The following is a 17,841-nucleotide window of genomic DNA, read 5'->3' as shown; positions in this document are numbered from 1 at the left end:
ATCTATTTTGTAGTTTCCACGTTAGGTAAACTTTCATGCATGAAATTGCAGTGTGTCTGCATCCACCTTTATAATGCAAATTTCATGCCAAATTCTCTTAAAAAGAAATCAGACCCTTTTCAAGCACACGCATACCAAGACTGGCCATATTGCCATCAATCTATTTTTCCACAAAAAATCCAACACAAAAATGTGTGCAATCTTTATTGCACACATTTAACGGGAGAGTTTCACGAGCTCACGTTTGATATCATCGGTGAGTTCGATATGAAATGTCCTATCAAGTTGTTTAAATAACGGGTTCCAGATTTCTCGTTCCGCTTCAGAAAGGACTGTCAGATTATCCAATGGAATCGATGACAGGAATTGATCAGTCTGTTCTTTTAGCTTGGTATCCAAAATACGGTCGATCAGACTGCCAATATGCATCCACATGCCAAGTTCGCGGTTGCTGTCCCAGCCATAATAATTGCGGATTGGCGGCATTTGTTCTCTGAGCAGGTCTGCCAATATCTTCGGGTTGAAATACGTAACGATTTCCTGGAGTCCTCTAATAATCAGTTCATATATGTCATCACCGGAGACATGGTCATCGATCTGCGGTACCGCCGATTTTCTTGTAATCTCCAACAGTTTTTGCATTCGGGCGATTCCCTCATTTTGTAGCAGCTCCCATGCCGGAATATATGGAATTCCTTCGATGGTGACCGGAACCGTTCCTATAATCGCAATAACATCGTAGTAATCTTTCAAATCCGTTAAAACGGACGTGTCTTTTGTGACAGGATCAATTCTTACTGCGCGAATCAGGACGTCGTGATCAACTGTTGAGAGCTGATTTTCCAGCCATGACTCTAAAAGCTGAGCAGCACCTTCTCCGGTGAAACAAACCGTCGCAATAAGACGTTTCTTTTGCAGACTGTTTTCCTGCTGTTCTTTTTCAGTAAATCTCAATAACGCTTTCTTTGCCTCATGATACATGTCATCCAGCGTCTGATCGGAAATAAGGGACTGTCTTCCGGCTTCCAGCACCATTGGCAGATTCACACTCGACAACGTTTTGACCGGAACATTCAATTCATGCTGGATCGCGTCTCCCATTGTAATTAAGGATCCTATATCCACCAAGAGCAGGGCGCCTCTGATATCAGGCATGCTGTTTATCGTCTCTTTCACCCGACTGTACGTCTCTTCTGTTGAAATATTCAGGGGCATATCAACGGCACTGATGACATTATTCCCGAGCAAGTAATTGGTTACTTCCGCCATGGAAGAAGCCGTTGATTTCCCATGTGTCACAAGAATAACTGCCAGTTCCTGTTCCACCGTTAAATCTGATGTCTTATGCTGCTCCGGTGTCAGAAAATGGGCTATTAGTTCGATCTCTTCATGCGGCAAAGCCATGCCCAGCTCTGTCTGAAGTTGTGAGGCAAGCTGAAGAGCGGCCTGACGATAGGTAGCATTCGGGTGAATCATGACCGGAATGGGATCTTTTTGCACATTTTCACGTAAATGATTCCGGTAATTTTGCAAGTGCAGACCAATCACATACAGCTGACTTTTATGAATTTCATGAGGCAAGATGGCATTTAAATTATCCAATGTATTCTCCAGCACCTGAAATAAGTCATCATCTATCAAGTGCTGCCAGCTGTTCCGGGAAAATGATGGCTGCTGATACTCTTCCGTCAAATCCCGTATATAGTCCAGCACAACCTTTTGCAAATCATCGTTATCTCTGTTCCGACTAGCCTTATTTTTGGAATCAAGCCGCTCATAAATATTTGGAAACAAATGAGAAGTTGACTTGGCCGGGGAGCCGGATTCAATTTTCCGAGTTGATTTGGTTTGTTGGATGTTACTCGTTTTGACTGGGTTGTCCCCGGGAAAATCCTCCAGCTTCACAAGCACTTTATCATCCTGTTTATTCAAATAACGTAAATAAGCGTGTGCACAGGCAATTTGAATATCACTTTTCAGCTGGCCGATGTTGCCGGGACAATCATACGCAAGAAATGCTTGACGGCAGGTATCTTCAATCGACAGTTCCGCTTTCATTTTGGCTGCTTCATCCGTCAAAAAGTGGTCAATGAGTGCTTTACGTTCATCAGTTGTCCGCTCCCTTAATGGCGGCACATCGAGTTTCACTGAAAAACGACGGAGTAAAGTTGAGAGCAGGTAGTTTTCAGACTCTTCAGTGGTTGCTCCAATCAATGCCACTTCAGCACGGCGTTCCCTGGTCGCTTCCCCGAGACGATGGTAAACCCCTTTGTCCATCATATAAAACAACATTTCCTGGCCTGATGGCGGGAGCCGGTGAATTTCATCCAGGAATAAAATACCGCCATCCGCCTGTTCCACAAGTCCGGTCTTATTCTCGGTCGCCCCGGTGAAGGCCCCCTCTTTAATGCCAAAAATCTGCCCGACAAGCAGCTCCGGATTTTGTGCATAATCAGCACAATTAAACGCAATAAACGGAACATCGTTGTTACCCTTTGTGTTCTCGATTGCCATATTGGATAGTTTTTCAGCCAAATATGATTTACCTGTTCCGGTTTCGCCCGTCAAGAGAATCGGTAGTGGTCTGGATGGATATAATAATGCGGCCATCCCGGTTTCCAAAAGCGGCTGGAGACTTTCGCCGCTTCCTATGACATTACCCTCAGAAGAATGATCGTCTTCGGTCTGCGTTATCGTATACTTTACAGGTTTGCCCGGTATTTTGATAATGCGGTTAGCTTTCACAAGGTCATTTAAATACCGGCTTGCTGTTGAACGATCAATCTCCATTGAATCGCCAATCTCCTCGGCAGTTGCACCATTCTCGCCGATTTTTTGTAATTGTTGATAAATATCCATGATTCGACTCATCTGTATATGTAACCTCATTCTTAGACATTTTCAATTCTAAGTCTATTCTAGCAGGGACAGAGGAATAATTCATTCCCCATCACTTCACCCCCCAGGCCGATTTGGGCGTTAAAAGCTTATGTCATCTCATTCCTTTAACGATTTTGCCTCATCAGCATATCCGGCAATGACGTCATCAGCCATGCTGACGAACAAACCGGTTTCCACAACGCCGGTCAACTGCTTTAAATGCTGATGCAGCAACTTCGGATCATTTATCGCACCAAAATCACAATCGACAATATAGTTGCCGTTATCAGAAACAAAAGCTCCTTCAGCTCCTTGTCGCAGCGCCGATACGCCTCCCAGGCCAGCAATTCGCTCAGCCGTCACTTCCCAGCCGAATGGCAATATTTCGACCGGCAGACGAAAATCTCCTAAGTGTGAGACGAGTTTGGACTCATCTATAATGATGACAAACTTATCAGCTGCATCCGCGATCACCTTTTCCCTGACGAGCGCTCCGCCGCCGCCTTTAATCAAATTCCATGCTTCATCAACCTCATCAGCCCCATCAATAGTGATATCAATATGCTGTGTTTCGTGAAAATTTGTCAGCGGCACACCGAATTCCTTAGCCCAGTTTTCAGTTTGCCGGGAAGAGGCAATCCCTTTAACATCAAGCCCTTCCTGTACATATTGACCGAGCCTGCGCATCATCCAGTAAACCGTTGAACCTGATCCCAGTCCGATTGTCATCCCATTTTCAATGTGCCGCAGTGATGCTTCTCCTGCTAATTTCTTGGCATTATCCTGATTTGCCATGCCGAATCCTCTCCTTCATCTGTTTGGTGTCAATGTTAATTTCATTCCATCATTTTCTTCTGTTTTCGTCACGTGATATGCTCCGCGAGCCCAATCATCCATCTGATCATGATACCATTCACTTCTAAAATGTCCGGCCTGTCCCGGTGCGACGAGCTGATAACTTTTCGCTTCGGCTGTATCCATAACAAAACGCCATGACGCACCGTGATTGACAATTCCGGATGCGGCATCATAACTGGCCGCCATTGGTGTAACACTGCTTCCGCCTACCGGGATTGGATTTTCGCGATTAAAAAAGAACGCAAGGAACGGACTGATTTCTGAGAGCGGATGATCAAACTGAACTTGATGATAAGCGCCCCACTGCCAGTCATCCATCGTACTGCCATATTCATCTCTAAGCTGATTTAGCGTATTGTTCAGTGAGGTTTGCAGTACTTCTTGCAGCCCACCATTTTCCTGAATCCAAATCGATTCATCGCCTTTTCTCAGCAGTTCATCGGTTGTCTGACCCTTTCCGCCAAATAATTCCATTATCTCATTCGGTAATTCATCGTCATATAATATCGCTTCAATTTCATTCATCCAGCGATGGAATATCAGCGGCTGGGGAGCATGCTTTTCATCTGTATAATCCCAATCAGACAGTAATTTAAGTGCTTCATTCTGTTCTGCAGTAAGATCTTGCCCCTCAAGGACTTCCATAAAAAACGGTACAAATTCACGTGCCTGCAAATTTGTCTGGTCCATTTGCAATGCTTTCATGTCGTCGGCGGTCAAACTCTCGCCCGCTGACAAAACTTCTGAAATTCGTTCATATCTGTATGGCTGTGCCCAGACATGGCTGATATGATATGGGTAATCTTCTTCGCCGACAATTTTATTATTGGCTGTTGCGATAAAACCTTTATCAGGATTAATGACAGTGGGAAGTTCGTCAAATGGTATATAGCCTTCCCATTCGTTTTCTTTTTTCCAACCTTCCAACGGCAATAGCGCATCCTCCGCTTTGTCATAGATGGGGATATTGCCATTCGCTTTATAAGCAATTGTCCCATCTTTTCCTGCAAACACAAAATTTTGCGCAGGTACAAGAAATTTTTCCAGCCCCTGCTCAAACTCATTCCAGTCTGATGCCTGATTAATTTCCAAAATCGCCTCCAGTTCTGTTGTTGCTTCCAATGCCGTCCAGCGAAGCGACATCACCGTACCACCGGCAGATTCATTGCTAAACTCCGAAATGACCGGTCCATGCCGCGTTTCCACCACCTGATAATCGATCGTTTCACTGTCTTTCACTTCAATCGGTTCATCAATCACATCAGCCTCTTCCCATTTTCCGTCATATAAAAATTCATGCGGCTCTTCAGGATTTTGCTTTTCCACATACAACTGCTGCACATCAGGTCCTGTATTAGTGACACCCCAGGCAATCGAATCGTTATGACCGAGAATGATACCGGGAACGCCGGCAAAAATCACCCCGCTGACATTGGTATCCGGGGATGTCAAATGCATTTGATACCAAATGGACGGTGTTGCCAGTCCAAGATGCGGATCATTTGCCAAGAGCGGCATGCCGGATGAGGTTTTATCCCCACTCACGACCCAGTTATTGCTTCCATTAAAGGCGTGGGGAATAACGGCATCTTTAAAACTTGCTGCAACATCCACTTCCTCTTCTTCGATAATTGTCGGCTTATTCTCAGGATAGGCAGGGAATAATTCATATGCTTTTTCTTGAGGAAATTGATTCAAGGCATAATAATTGAACGCCTGACGTTCCCAGTGACCACCCAGATCAAACGCCATATATTTGCCGATTGTCAATGAATCAATAGGTGTCCATTCTTCAGGCTCTGCCCCCATCAATGTAAATTCAACGGGTAAGCTGTTGGATGATGTCGCCTCATCGATGTATGCGTTAACGCCATCAGCAAACCATTGCAATACTTGCTTGCTTTCGTCTGAATAGATGTCATATGACGCTTCAGCTGCCCGCCTTAAACCCAGTGTCCTGAAATATTTATCCTGTTCGACCGACGCCTCGCCAACAACCTCGCTTAATGTGCCGGACGCCTGCCTGCGTGACATCTCCATCTGGAACATCCTGCTGTTTGCCTGAACATAGCCCTGTGCCATATACAGGTCATGCGCATTATTTGCATTGATGTGTGGCACCCCGTTATCATCGGTTAAGATGGTCACGTCATCTCTTAGCTTCGGCAATTCAATCTCCCCCTCAACCTGTGCGATTGACCGGTTGATGTAAAGGTTGAGAAAAATAAATGCCAGAACAGCGATAGCTGCCAACACGGCAAGTGTGATGAAGGTTATCTTTTTTTTATTTCGCTTTTTCTTCCCCGGTGCTCCCACCACCTCTTGTGTTTCCAATGAAAAACCCCCTCTGAAATGATCTCTTTCATTCTATATTTCGCTGTCAGCCAGCAAAGTCCTGCAAATAAAGACTCATTTCTAAGGGGTTGTTGTTTTTGACAAAAATCCAGGAACAGCTACGTAGCAGGATTGATTTCCGCTCCGGGCAGTCGCTTTCCGCGGGCAACGCTTCAGCTTCCTCGGAAGCAAAAACCGCTTCCTGCTCAGATCTCAGCTGCCCGTTTTCCCGCAGGAGTCGACTGCCCTCCGCTTCAATCAATGACCATATTAGCGCAGGAAATACACTCCAGACTCCTGCGGGAACAAAGGTATCGGTGAGACCCCGCAGTGCGACGAGCACGAGGAGGCTCACCAGCCGCCCGCGGAAAGCTGGAGTGTATTTCCGGAGCGGTATCATTGCACTCACACATTTTTCATAATACGTCGTCGTTTACATCAACTAAGATATTAACGAGCAATAAAATTCACGTAAAGGACCAAATGAAAAAAGTCTCACACACAGGACCAAAGCACCAATTGCCCTTAATAGTCTGTAATCAACATGAAATTAAATTGTAAGATTATTTTCTTTAAAAACGGCAATAAGTATATATAGGAAACTATAAGAAAAGTGAGCACGGCTAAACAATCATAAAGCTTGCAGGGAGTGATTTTAATGAAAGGCATCATACTGGCAGGAGGAAGCGGGACACGGCTCGCACCAAGTACAAACGGCGTTAACAAACACTTATTGAACGTCTATGATAAACCCATGATATATTATCCGCTGTCTGTCCTGATGCTCGGCGGCATAAAAGATATCATGATTATCACGACGCCGGAAGATCTCCCGCGTTTCCGGGAAATGCTTGGAGACGGTTCGGCATTTGGCATTAATTTGCACTTTAAAGAACAATCAGAACCAAACGGCATCCCGGATGCATTTATTTTAGCGGAAGACTTTATCGGATATGACGATGTGACGTTAATCCTTGGCGACAATATTTTCTATGGGCAGGGGTTCACCACACTTTTCAGGGAAGCCTTGCAAAATCACAAGAACGCCACCATATTCGGCATTCGGGTGAAAGACCCGAGACGGTTTGGCGTTGTTGGGTTCGATGAAAATCAGAAAGTTACCTCCCTGGAAGAGAAGCCGGAAGATCCAAAATCCGATTTCGCGGCAGCGGGGCTCTATATTTACGACTACCGTGCTGTCCAAATCGCCAAACGATTGCCAATTTCCAAGCGTGGCGAAACGGAAATTACCGACTTGAATAAAGAATACCTGAAAGGCGATCAGCTTGATGTGCAGCTATTGGGCAGAGGCTTTGCCTGGATGGACGCCGGTACCCATGAAGCTTTGTTCGATGCTGCGGAATTTGTGAAAATCACCGAGCAGCGCCAGGGTTTCAAGATTGCCTGTCTTGAAGAAATCGCTTATTATTTGGGCTATCTCAGCAAACAATCACTGCATCAAAAAGGCGAAAGAATGAAAAAGACCGATTACGGGCAATACTTGATGGAGATTGCCGACCGTAAACACACTGAACAATACTGGGAAAAAATCGACAAAAACCCTGTACTGGAGATGGTTCAAAATGAATAAATCAATGCTGGTGACAGGCGGTGCCGGGTTCATTGCCTCGCACTTCATCCGTTATATCAGACAGAAATACCCCGAAACCCACATTATGACGATAGATAAACTGACATATGCCGGTTCAAAAAAGAACTTAGAAGCAGTCATTGATGATGAAAACTATCATTTTATCGAGGGTGATATTGCGGATGAACAATTCATAAATGATATTTTTTCAGAATACGATATTGGCGGAGTCGTCAACTTTGCCGCTGAATCCCATGTCGATCGTTCAATAAAAGATGTTAAAACATTTATCGAATCAAATATGCTTGGCACCGCCGTTCTTCTCCAGGCAGCGCGGGAAGCTTGGAATAATGCCGATGAACTTGATACGCGGCGGTTCCATCAAATATCTACTGATGAAGTCTATGGATCACTAGGCTTGGATTCTGATGAAAAATTTAACGAACGCAAACCTTATGATCCGCGCAATCCCTACAGCGCATCCAAAGCCGGAGCCGACATGCTTGTCAAAAGCTTCGGTCACACGTATGGCATGAATGTTGTAACCTCCAGCAGTTCCAATAATTATGGTCCTGCTCAGCACGAAGAGAAACTCATTCCGACCATCATAGCCAATGCACTGAAAGGTCAGCCAATCCCCATTTACGGCGACGGGAAGAATGTGCGAGACTGGGTTTATGTCACGGACCACTGTGAGGCGCTCGATTTGATTTATCATAACGGCAAAACATTAGAAAAATACAATGTCGGTGGCGGAAATGAAAAAACGAACCACGAACTGGCAATGATGATTTGTGATATTCTTGACCATTTAAAACCGGGACAATACAGTCATAAGGAACTGATTACGTTCATTGATGACAGGCAAGGCCATGACCGCCGCTATTCAGTGGATTACAGCAAAATTAAAAACGCACTCGGCTGGACACCTTCTACCCCTTTTGAAAAAGGAATTTATAAAACTGTTGAATGGTATGTTAATCAATGGGAAAAGGTCTCCCATTGATCTCCATCGTCGTACCTGTCTACGGCTGCAAAAGCTGCCTGAAAGAATTGTGCAGACGTGCTGCAACCACAATCGAATCGATTCCAGCCGACTTCGAAATTATCCTGGTCAATGATGCAAGTCCCGATAATGCATGGGAAACGATCCAGGAACTGCACGAACAGGACGACAGGATTAAGGGAATTGATTTTGCCCGAAACTTTGGCCAGCATCACGCCATCACGGCAGGACTGGATTATACATCCGGCGACTGGACAGTTGTCATGGACTGTGACCTTCAAGATCGTCCCGAGGAAATACAAACGCTGTATGAAAAAGCTATTGAAGGCTATGAAGTGGTCTTCGCCAATCGTACCGAACGCCAGGACAACTGGTTCAAACGAAAAACATCACAGCTATTTTATCGTGTGTACGATTATTTCAGCGGGTCTGTATCTGACCACAGCATCGCCAACTTCAGCATAAGTGAAAAGAAAGTCGTTGAAGCATATCGCACGATGCGTGAACAAAATCGATTTTTCCCGCTATTTATTCAATGGATGGGCTACACAACAGGAAACGTCCCGGTCGAGCACAATGCCCGAAAAGAAGGAAGCACCACCTATAACCTTAAAAAACTGGTCACGCTGGCAACAGATGCGATCATATCCCAATCAAATAAACCGCTCCGGCTGTCCATTCAATTTGGATTTTTATTGGCGCTTGGCTCACTCGTGTATGGCATGTACTTGTTCATACGCTATTTCTTTCTTGACCAGCCTGTTCAGGGCTGGACGAGTGTCATGGTCTCAATTTATTTCATTGGCGGTTTGATTTTTTTCAATTTCGGGGTTCTCGGCCTCTATATCGGAAAAGTTTTTAACGAAACGAAAAATAGACCGCTTTATTTGATACGAAAAACGACAGAAGACAAGGATGAAGAAAGGTGATAACATGACCCATTTACGTGAAACCCCTTGGGACAAGCGAAATTTTAACATTAACACTTATGAGATGTTGACAACAGACGAAGAAGCTCTAAAGGAAACAGAGCAGCATGAAGGTCATTATACAATCAAGATTAGCCCGCTTGAAAACACTAAACCACTGCTTGATCATGGATTTTATTATGTGGATACTTTAATTGAACCCGTCTGCAAAAAAGACAATCTGACACTTTTTCATGAAGATCATACGAGCCTTTCCACAAATTATAATCCGGATGAAATCCTGGAAATTGCTGAGGAAGTTTTCACACACGGTCGATTCCACAGAGACTTTAACATTCCCGATTCAATGGCTGACACAAGGTACATGAATTGGGTCAATGATTTAATCGAAAGTGGGAAAATCATTGCGCTTAACTATGACAACGACACAGCCGGCTTTTACGGATTTGAATCGGATAAAGTACTTCTCTTAGGCATGCGTGAAGAATACCGTTCCCGAGGTCTCGCCAAAGCCTTCACCAGCATGGCGTGCAAGGAGCAACTGAAGTCCGGGTATGATGAATTGTACACCTCCATCTCTGCTGCCAATGTTGCGTCATTGAACCTGTTTTATGCCCTCGGATTCCGGCTCAAGAACACGGTGGATGTCTACCATAAACTGAACGGCGAGGTAACGTAATGGGCTATTATTATATTTTTTCAACGGTCATCTTCACCGTCTACGGTCAACTTGTATTGAAATGGCAGATGGATCAGGTGGGGGCGCTTCCGGCCGGACTATGGGATAAATTTTTGTTTCTCTTTCAGCTTTTATTGAACCCATGGATTTTATCCGGTTTTGCCTCTGCCTTCCTTGCTGCCTTAAGCTGGATGGCCGCCATGACCAAATTTAATATCAGCTATGCCTATCCGTTTATGAGTCTTTCATTTCTGCTGGTGTTTGTGCTGTCAATTTTCTTATTTGGGGACCCTGTAACCATGCAAAAAGTTTTGGGACTTGGCTTGATAATTGCCGGCATCGTCGTAACAAGTCAATCATTGTGAGGTGTAAGAAATGCTGAACTTTAACAAACCATGCTATATCGGAAAAGAAGAAACCGCAATACAGGAAGCGATAGCCAATCAAAAGCTGTCCGGCAATGGGCCATTCGGATTAAGGTGCACCAATTGGCTTGAAGACTATCTTGGCTGTGAAAAGGCGATTCTTACCCCTTCCTGCACAGGCGCATTGGAAATGACCGCTCTTCTGATTGAGACAAATCCAGGCGATGAAATCATCATGCCATCCTATACGTTTGTCTCAACAGCCAATGCTTTTGCCCTTAGAGGCGCAAACATCCGATTTGTGGATGTTGAACCTGAAACGATGAACATATCTCCCGCAGCCGTTGAAAGAGCTGTAACCGATAAAACGAAAGCCATTACCGTTGTCCATTATGCCGGAATCGGCTGTGATATGGATGCGATTATGGAAATAGCCGATAAGAACAATTTATGGGTAATTGAAGACGCGGCCCAGGCATTGACAAGTACATATAACGGAAAACAGCTGGGCACAATCGGTCATTTCAGCACCTTCAGTTTCCATGAAACCAAAAATATCACGTGCGGTGAAGGCGGCGCATTGGTCATTAATCATACGGCGTCAGTCGAGCGCGCTGAAATACTGCAGGAAAAAGGAACCAACCGGAAACAATTTGCCAAAGGAATGGTCGATAAATATTCCTGGCGCGACGTCGGTTCGTCTTATCTGCTGAACGAATTGAGTGCGGCATATCTTTGGGTCCAGCTTGAACATGCCGGTCAGATTATGGACGACAGATTGAAAACATGGAGAAAGTATTATGACGGGCTCAAAAGTATTGAAACGATTTCGCTGCCGCATGTGCCGGATGAGTGCACACACAATGCACATATGTTTTATATTAAAACCGAGCATCGTCATGAATTAATGAATCATTTAAAAGATAACGGCATTATGGCCGTTTCGCATTACGTCCCCCTGCATTCCTCGCATGCCGGGAAACAGTTTGGAAAGTTTGCAGGGGAGGATATATTCACAACAGCTGAAAGCGATAAAATAGTACGTCTGCCATTATATTATGGTATTGAAGAAAAGGATGTGGATCATGTCATCAGCCGTATCAAACATTTTTTCAAATTATAAACATATCCTGATAGCTTGTCTGATTATCATCGTTTATCTGTCGCCGTATTTCATTCTTGGTGAAGATACACATATCCGTCATCACGATAATCTGGATTCGAATATTGTTTGGTACAAACTGCTGGCAGAAAGCGGCCAATTTTTTTCGATGACCGAATTGCCGAATGTCATCAATGGCCTCCCCCGAAGCACGCTCGCCACACCTTTTGATTTCATGGTATGGCTTTATGTCCTGTTTGAGCCGATGACTGCCTATACGATCGGTCAGACAATCATGAGATTTGCCGGATTTTTCGGGATGTATTTACTTTTGAGAAGGTTTATAGGCTCCAAATGGATTATAACGGGAGTTGCTCTGACGTTTGCCTTGCTTCCTTTTTGGCCATCAGGCTGGCTTTCCATTGCCGGGCTGCCGCTTGCGCTTTATTTGTTCCTATCCATCCGGGACCGTGGCTGGCAGACACCCTGGTACCATTGGCTAACGTTAATGCTAATACCATTTTTCTCCAGTTTCATTTTAACATTTGTTTTCTTTCTTGGTCTGATGGGGGTTCTGTGGCTGGTTGACTGGGTTCGCTTGAAACAAAGCAATTGGGCACTTTTTACAGCAACAGCCGCCATGAGTGGCATCTATCTGATTAAAAACTATATGGTTCTTTACTCAATGTTCATCAATGAAGGCTTTACGTCCCATCGCGAAGAACTTAATCTGGGGCATAACAACCTTAGCGATACCATAAGTCTGTTTTTCGAGAACTTTTTGACCGGACACACCCATGATATGGCTATCCATACATATATCATTCTGCCGATTATTGGAATAGCTCTTGTTGTGGCAACTTTCCGCCGGGTAAATCCTAAATGGCTCATTGCTATGCTCCTCGCCAATGTGTTGCTCTCGCTCTGGTATGCATTCTGGTACTGGGAAGGCTGGCGCATTGTGAAAGACAACTTTATGATCGCCAATACGTTCAATTTCAGCCGCATTCATTTTCTCGATCCGATGATCTGGTATATCGCACTCGCTCTTGCACTGTGGATTTTATGGAAACATATACGATTCGGGAAAACATTTGTAATCCTTGTGCTCATTGCCCAAACCTTAAGTTTATTTTGGCTGAATGAAGAAGTGAAATATGACAGACTGAACCAGCCGACATATGCTGAGTTTTATTCAGAAGAGCTCTTTGAATCAATTGAAGACTATATCGGCCGGGAGCAGTCTGAATACCGCGTTGTAAGTATCGCCATGCATCCCACTGTCGCACAGTTCAATGGCTTTTATACACTGGACACTTATAATAACAGCTTCCCGCTGGAATATAAGCATCAATTCAGAGAAATCATTGCACCGGAACTTGCGAAAAATGCTTCATTGGAAAATTATTTTGATACGTGGGGCGGCCGTATATATATGTATGTTGCTGAGCTTGGCGAAAACTATATATTTACAAAAAACAGCGATAAAACGCTCGATAACCTGGATATCAATACAGATGCACTCAATGACATGGGCGGTGATTATGTTCTTTCAGCATTGCCGATTGAAAATCACGATGAAAATCAGCTTGCATTTGAACGGAGCTTTGAAAATAATGAGTCGATCTATAAAATTTATTTGTATCGGGTGGAAAGTGAATAAGAATAGATATCGCCGGCAGCAATTCAGCCGCATCATTACCGGAAAATCTGGAAACAAGAGGCTGGCACAAAAGTGTTTTAACTACAAAGAAATGCTCTGCGGGCGGCTGGTGAGCCTCCTCATGCTCAAGTAGTGTATTGTTCATCTTTAGATTTGGACGTTTTAATTATATCCCAGTCTCTTTTCTACTTTTTATAGTCCCAAAGTATCTTCCATTCGCCCTTAACTTTGGTCGCAAAGGTGTTCTGCACCAAGCTGAAATTTCCGTATTTTCCTTTAAAACCTAAAGAAACAGGCACTTGATAGACCGTATCAATCACCTCCGCATCATTTTCTATCGTCCAGTCCTCAATTTCAGTTGCCTCGCCTACAGTAAAACTGAATGTCTCCACACCAAAATGATTCAGAAATACATGTGCACGGTCTTGCAAATAATCAATTTTATCAAACTTCTCTTTCATGATCGGATGAAACATCTCCCAGGAAGCTGAGAAATCAGCTTCCTGTTCATATGAATAAAATTCAGTGACTGCTTCAGTTGCTTCGTCATCTGCTGATTGGTGAATGAGCATAAATATAAAAGCTCCGATTATGGCCAAAACGAGGATGGCTGCTATTTTCCGCATCGAATCCCTCCTGCAATCCTAATATCATTATATTTGTGAGAGCAGTAAAACAGTACTTGCTTTTATCATTACAGGAATGCTTTCTAACCCAAAAACATAAACTTATCACATGATATAAGTATTTAATATCAATTTTACAAGTTATAATTATTTATTTTTATCACTAAATGTCATATCATAATAAGTGAAGGAAGATAAGATACTTCCTTTGAGATTCCTCTTTGTGGCCACTGAGGTGTTGAACAGCAGTTGTTTCCTGTTCATGAGCATGATTTATCATTTTCACCGCCGTTTAAAGCGGAAGTTCCATATATCAATTTGGAGGTGATTCACATGTCTAAGGAAAGAACAATGGTCGAACAGCTGGCAGAATGGGTTCACAATGCCGATTGGACGAAGCTTTCCGATGAGGCAAAAGAAGCACTGAAAGGCCGCGTGCTCGATTCAATCGGTGTTGCAATTGGTGCACTTAACGGTGAACCTGTCAAAAATATTCGCCAAATGACAGAGGATCTCGGCGGTGAATCGGTCGTCACACTGATTGGCGGCGGTAAAACAACACCTGACTACGCAGCATTTTTCAACGGAGCGGCTGTACGTTATCTCGATTTTAATGATTCATATCTTGCAAAAGAAGAAACCGGGCATCCATCTGACAATATTGCACCGGTGCTCGCAGCTGCCGAGTATGCCGACACAAGTGGAAAAGATTTTTTGCTGGCACTGGCAATTGCCTATCAGATACAATGCCGTCTGTCAGATATTGCCCCGGTCCGGAAACACGGCTTTGACCATACTGTCCAGGGCGCATATGGTGCAGCAGCCGGAGCAGCACGAGCAATGGGGCTTAACAACAGCCAGATTGCCAATGCCATCGCAATTGCCGCGACAGGCTACAATTCACTCAGAGTAACCCGAACCGGTGAATTGTCAAACTGGAAAGGGCTCGCCTACCCGAATACGGCAATGGGTGCTGTGCACGCAAGCATGCTTGCCAAATATGGCATCACCGGACCGCGGGAAGTTTTTGAAGGGAATAAAGGCTTAATGGATTCGATTGCAGGCGAATTCACAATCGATTGGGAAACAGAAGACCTTGAACGCGTCACCGATACCATCATCAAGCGCTTCAATGCTGAAATTCACTCACAATCATCCATTGAAGGACTGCTTGAGCTTCGGGACCGTGAAAATATAAAACCGAAAGACATTAAAGAAATCCGGCTCACCACGTTTGATGTTGCTTATAACATTATCGGCGGCGGTGAAGAAGGCGGCAAGAAACTGATCCGGTACAAAGAAGAAGCCGATCATTCCCTGCCATATATGCTGGCGGCCGCTTACCTTGATGGTCAAGTCATGCCGGAACAATATGATCCTGATCGCATCGTACGAGAGGATATTCAGGAACTGCTGCAAAAAGTTGATATCAGACCTGATGACAGTTACAGCAGCCGGTTTCCGGATGAAATGGCGTGCCGAATCGAACTGGAAACAAACGACGGACAGATTTTTGAAGTCGAAAAACGCGATTATCAGGGATTCAAAACACAGCCTGCCAGCTGGGATGTCCTGATGGAAAAATACAATGGACTGACGCGTGACATCGACAATACACTGGCCGGTAAAATTGCCGATACGATCAAAAATCTGGAAAATGTGAAAGTTAGCGAGTTAACGGAATTGCTTGGTCAAATTAAACCTGAGGAGGATGAATCATATGAGTAACCAAAGAGCTTTCCAAAAAATCCGTATGAACAGCCGCCAGGAAAAACCGCGCAACAAAGGACTGACTGAAATCCGCGGCCCATACTATACCGTTATGGGTACCAATTACCTCCGCGATATTATGGAAACAATGGGCGATTATGTTGACATCTTGAAGTTTTCAGGCGGTGCATTTACCCTGTATCCGGAAGATAAACTGCGGGAATTGCTTGACCTTGCCCATGAATATGATGTGAAAGTATCTACAGGCGGTTTTATGGAAACCGTTCTGACCCAAGGGCCGGAAGCGGTCGACCATTACCTTGATGAGTGTAAACGTCTCGGTTTTGATATTATTGAAATTTCAACCGGGTTCATCACCATGCCGACCGATGACATTGTACGTCTGGTTAAAAAGGTACAGAATAAAGGACTTCTCGCCAAGCCGGAAATCGGTGTCCAATTCGGAGCCGGTGGAACCAACACTGCGGAACAAAATGAAGCTGAAGGCATCACCGATCCTTCACAAGCGATTGAAGTCGGCAAACGCTGTCTTGAAGCGGGTGCTTATATGTTGATGATTGAATCAGAAGGCATCACTGAAAGCGTCAATGACTGGCGGACAGAAATTGCCACACAGTTCGCCCGTGAGCTCGGCACCGAAAACGTTATGTTCGAAGCAGCGGACCCTGATGTTTTTGAATGGTATATCAAAAACTATGGCCCTGAAGTGAACGTATTTGTCGATCACAGCCAGATTGTTCAGCTGGAAGCTCTGCGTCGCGGCATTTGGGGAACTAAGGACCTGTGGGGACGCGTCATTACCTTTAATGAAGCTAAATAATTGCTTTCCATCTTACAAAACCGGGCAGATTAACTGTCCGGTTATTTTTTTAGATGCTGCACTATAACGTTCCCGCATTTTCATAAAGTGAATCTTCAATCAGTGGAGGTTTTCTTTCTTCCCCCCACTGATTGTTAGATGAACGAATCGGACATTTACTGGCAGTTGACCCCCACCTAACCTTCATCGTATACTCGAACATTTAAGGTGGGGTTCTTACTGCCAGTTACATGCGGGATAAAATGCGTGTATTCCGCAATTTGAATCAACTTTCGGGCGCGATATATAAGTCTATTGCGCGAACCACTGAAATGCTTTTTTCAAGTTAACCCTCATTCATTTCTCAAAGCGGGACGATTTCGTTATAATAGACAACAACTATTTCTGAATCTGCAAAGGAGGGGTCCGCTTGAACAATGCAATACGGGACATACTTTTGATTATTGCCGGCTCATTCATATTTGCAATAGGCGTCAATTATTTTGCCATTCCAAACCGTTTATCGGAGGGCGGTGTAATTGGTATAACGATTGTCTTCCACTATCTGTTTGATTGGTCGCCGGGTATTGTTAACTTTGTGTTGAATACGGCACTTGTTGCTTTTGGTTATAAATTTTTTGCTAGACGGGTCACCATCTATACGATTATCGCTATTATTTTTTCATCACTTTTCTTGCATGTTACAGTTGCTTGGGGAAACGACATTAATGATGATACGCTGCTGGCGGCATTATTCGCCGGCCTTTGCGTCGGATTGGGCCTTGGCATGATTTTTCGGGCAGGCGGAACATCGGGAGGATCAGCCATTTTAGCAAGACTCGCCAACCAAGCATTCGGCTGGACAATTGGTAAAGGGATGCTGATCATTGATATTGCCGTGATTGCAGGCTCGGCATTTGTTATCGGCCAGGAACGTGCTATGTACACACTCGTATCCGTTTATGTCGGGGCAAAAATTATCGATGTTGTCGTTGAAGGCGCCAATGAGCGGACAGCTGTCCTGATTATCTCCACATCACCCGGCGAAGTTTTGGAAGCTGTCACCAATCGGATGGCACGGGGCATTACGATATTGGACGGACAAGGCGGGTACACCCGCTCACAACGGGAAGTTCTTTACCTGGTAATCAATCGGTACGAAATTGTACCTTTTCGAAAAATCATTTCTGAAATTGACCCGGATGCATACGTCACCGTCCACCCTGTGCAGGAAATTTTCCGGAAAGGGTATAAAGGCAGATAATGTTTAACAGCACT

15 protein-coding genes are annotated in these 17,841 nt (G+C 44.4%); 10 read left to right on the top strand and 5 right to left on the bottom strand.

Annotated features, from left to right (window positions below; translation table 11 throughout):
- Positions 1-216: 216 nt before the first annotated feature.
- From AOX59_RS17930 to AOX59_RS17915, 4 genes are all read right to left on the bottom strand, one after another.
- Positions 217-2,859, bottom strand: coding sequence for a sigma 54-interacting transcriptional regulator (locus AOX59_RS17930; protein ID WP_068447635.1), 2,643 nt, complete (start codon positions 2,857-2,859; stop codon positions 217-219).
- Between the two features lie 138 nt (positions 2,860-2,997).
- Entirely contained in the window at positions 2,998-3,675 is a 678-nt protein-coding gene (gene rpiA / locus AOX59_RS17925; protein WP_068447632.1) for a ribose-5-phosphate isomerase RpiA, read from the bottom strand.
- 15 nt (positions 3,676-3,690) lie between these two features.
- Positions 3,691-6,072: a penicillin acylase family protein gene (locus AOX59_RS17920; protein WP_082684255.1), complete on the bottom strand. Its 2,382-nt coding sequence runs from the start codon at positions 6,070-6,072 to the stop codon at positions 3,691-3,693.
- 46 nt (positions 6,073-6,118) lie between these two features.
- Complete coding sequence (locus tag AOX59_RS17915; RefSeq protein WP_068447631.1) at positions 6,119-6,415, bottom strand: hypothetical protein; 297 nt, start codon at positions 6,413-6,415, stop codon at positions 6,119-6,121.
- A 315-nt stretch (positions 6,416-6,730) separates the two neighbouring features.
- Here AOX59_RS17915 and rfbA point away from each other — a divergent pair, with 315 nt between their 5' ends.
- The 7 genes from rfbA to AOX59_RS17880 are packed head-to-tail and all read left to right on the top strand — an operon-like array spanning position 6,731 to position 13,407.
- Positions 6,731-7,663: a glucose-1-phosphate thymidylyltransferase RfbA gene (gene rfbA, locus AOX59_RS17910; protein ID WP_068447628.1), complete on the top strand. Its 933-nt coding sequence runs from the start codon at positions 6,731-6,733 to the stop codon at positions 7,661-7,663.
- Positions 7,656-8,669 carry a dTDP-glucose 4,6-dehydratase gene (gene rfbB, locus AOX59_RS17905; RefSeq protein WP_068447626.1) on the top strand — a complete coding sequence of 338 codons (1,014 nt, stop codon included), beginning with the start codon at positions 7,656-7,658 and terminating at the stop codon, positions 8,667-8,669. Before rfbA ends, rfbB begins: the two co-directional genes overlap by 8 nt.
- The gene (locus AOX59_RS17900) at positions 8,648-9,598 is read left to right on the top strand and encodes a glycosyltransferase family 2 protein (RefSeq protein ID WP_068447624.1); all 951 of its coding nucleotides are present in this window, start codon (positions 8,648-8,650) and stop codon (positions 9,596-9,598) included. Before rfbB ends, AOX59_RS17900 begins: the two co-directional genes overlap by 22 nt.
- Positions 9,585-10,277 carry a GNAT family N-acetyltransferase gene (locus AOX59_RS17895; RefSeq protein WP_237049316.1) on the top strand — a complete coding sequence of 231 codons (693 nt, stop codon included), beginning with the start codon at positions 9,585-9,587 and terminating at the stop codon, positions 10,275-10,277. Before AOX59_RS17900 ends, AOX59_RS17895 begins: the two co-directional genes overlap by 14 nt.
- The gene (locus tag AOX59_RS17890; protein ID WP_068447622.1) at positions 10,277-10,642 is read left to right on the top strand and encodes a DMT family transporter; all 366 of its coding nucleotides are present in this window, start codon (positions 10,277-10,279) and stop codon (positions 10,640-10,642) included. Before AOX59_RS17895 ends, AOX59_RS17890 begins: the two co-directional genes overlap by 1 nt.
- A gap of 10 nt (positions 10,643-10,652) precedes the next feature.
- Entirely contained in the window at positions 10,653-11,765 is a 1,113-nt protein-coding gene (gene rffA, locus AOX59_RS17885) for a dTDP-4-amino-4,6-dideoxygalactose transaminase (RefSeq protein ID WP_068447620.1), read from the top strand.
- Entirely contained in the window at positions 11,728-13,407 is a 1,680-nt protein-coding gene (locus tag AOX59_RS17880; protein WP_068447618.1) for a DUF6044 family protein, read from the top strand. Before rffA ends, AOX59_RS17880 begins: the two co-directional genes overlap by 38 nt.
- A gap of 185 nt (positions 13,408-13,592) precedes the next feature.
- Here the strand turns inward: AOX59_RS17880 and AOX59_RS17875 are convergent, their stop codons facing one another.
- Entirely contained in the window at positions 13,593-14,033 is a 441-nt protein-coding gene (locus AOX59_RS17875; protein ID WP_068447616.1) for a hypothetical protein, read from the bottom strand.
- Positions 14,034-14,366: 333 nt separating this feature from the next.
- Between AOX59_RS17875 and AOX59_RS17870 the strand changes: the two genes are divergently transcribed.
- The 3 genes from AOX59_RS17870 (at position 14,367) to AOX59_RS17860 (ending at position 17,827) form a co-directional block, all read left to right on the top strand.
- Positions 14,367-15,761: an MmgE/PrpD family protein gene (locus AOX59_RS17870; protein ID WP_068448448.1), complete on the top strand. Its 1,395-nt coding sequence runs from the start codon at positions 14,367-14,369 to the stop codon at positions 15,759-15,761.
- Positions 15,754-16,584, top strand: a complete 831-nt coding sequence (locus AOX59_RS17865; protein WP_068447614.1) for a phosphosulfolactate synthase — start codon at positions 15,754-15,756, stop codon at positions 16,582-16,584. Before AOX59_RS17870 ends, AOX59_RS17865 begins: the two co-directional genes overlap by 8 nt.
- A gap of 409 nt (positions 16,585-16,993) precedes the next feature.
- On the top strand, positions 16,994-17,827 hold the full coding sequence (locus AOX59_RS17860) for a YitT family protein (protein ID WP_068447613.1): 834 nt from the start codon (positions 16,994-16,996) through the stop codon (positions 17,825-17,827).
- The last annotated feature ends 14 nt before the right edge of the window (positions 17,828-17,841 follow it).

The sequence above is a fragment of the Lentibacillus amyloliquefaciens genome (assembly GCF_001307805.1).
In the GTDB taxonomy this organism is placed as follows: domain Bacteria; phylum Bacillota; class Bacilli; order Bacillales; family Amphibacillaceae; genus Lentibacillus; species Lentibacillus amyloliquefaciens.
Note: the sequence above shows the minus strand (reverse complement) of the source record. Positions and strands in the feature narration are given on the sequence as shown.

What these genes read in the sequence shown, in the direction of transcription:
- AOX59_RS17875 (WP_068447616.1), bottom strand. Translation starts at nt 14,033, where the DNA reads ATGCGGAAAATAGCAGCCATCCTCGTTTTGGCCATAATCGGAGCTTTT.
- rffA (WP_068447620.1), top strand. Translation starts at nt 10,653, where the DNA reads ATGCTGAACTTTAACAAACCATGCTATATCGGAAAAGAAGAAACCGCA.
- rfbB (WP_068447626.1), top strand. Translation starts at nt 7,656, where the DNA reads ATGAATAAATCAATGCTGGTGACAGGCGGTGCCGGGTTCATTGCCTCG.
- rpiA (WP_068447632.1), bottom strand. Translation starts at nt 3,675, where the DNA reads ATGGCAAATCAGGATAATGCCAAGAAATTAGCAGGAGAAGCATCACTG.
- AOX59_RS17870 (WP_068448448.1), top strand. Translation starts at nt 14,367, where the DNA reads ATGTCTAAGGAAAGAACAATGGTCGAACAGCTGGCAGAATGGGTTCAC.
- AOX59_RS17895 (WP_237049316.1), top strand. Translation starts at nt 9,585, where the DNA reads ATGAAGAAAGGTGATAACATGACCCATTTACGTGAAACCCCTTGGGAC.
- AOX59_RS17880 (WP_068447618.1), top strand. Translation starts at nt 11,728, where the DNA reads ATGTCATCAGCCGTATCAAACATTTTTTCAAATTATAAACATATCCTG.
- AOX59_RS17930 (WP_068447635.1), bottom strand. Translation starts at nt 2,859, where the DNA reads ATGGATATTTATCAACAATTACAAAAAATCGGCGAGAATGGTGCAACT.
- rfbA (WP_068447628.1), top strand. Translation starts at nt 6,731, where the DNA reads ATGAAAGGCATCATACTGGCAGGAGGAAGCGGGACACGGCTCGCACCA.
- AOX59_RS17900 (WP_068447624.1), top strand. Translation starts at nt 8,648, where the DNA reads ATGGGAAAAGGTCTCCCATTGATCTCCATCGTCGTACCTGTCTACGGC.
- AOX59_RS17890 (WP_068447622.1), top strand. Translation starts at nt 10,277, where the DNA reads ATGGGCTATTATTATATTTTTTCAACGGTCATCTTCACCGTCTACGGT.
- AOX59_RS17865 (WP_068447614.1), top strand. Translation starts at nt 15,754, where the DNA reads ATGAGTAACCAAAGAGCTTTCCAAAAAATCCGTATGAACAGCCGCCAG.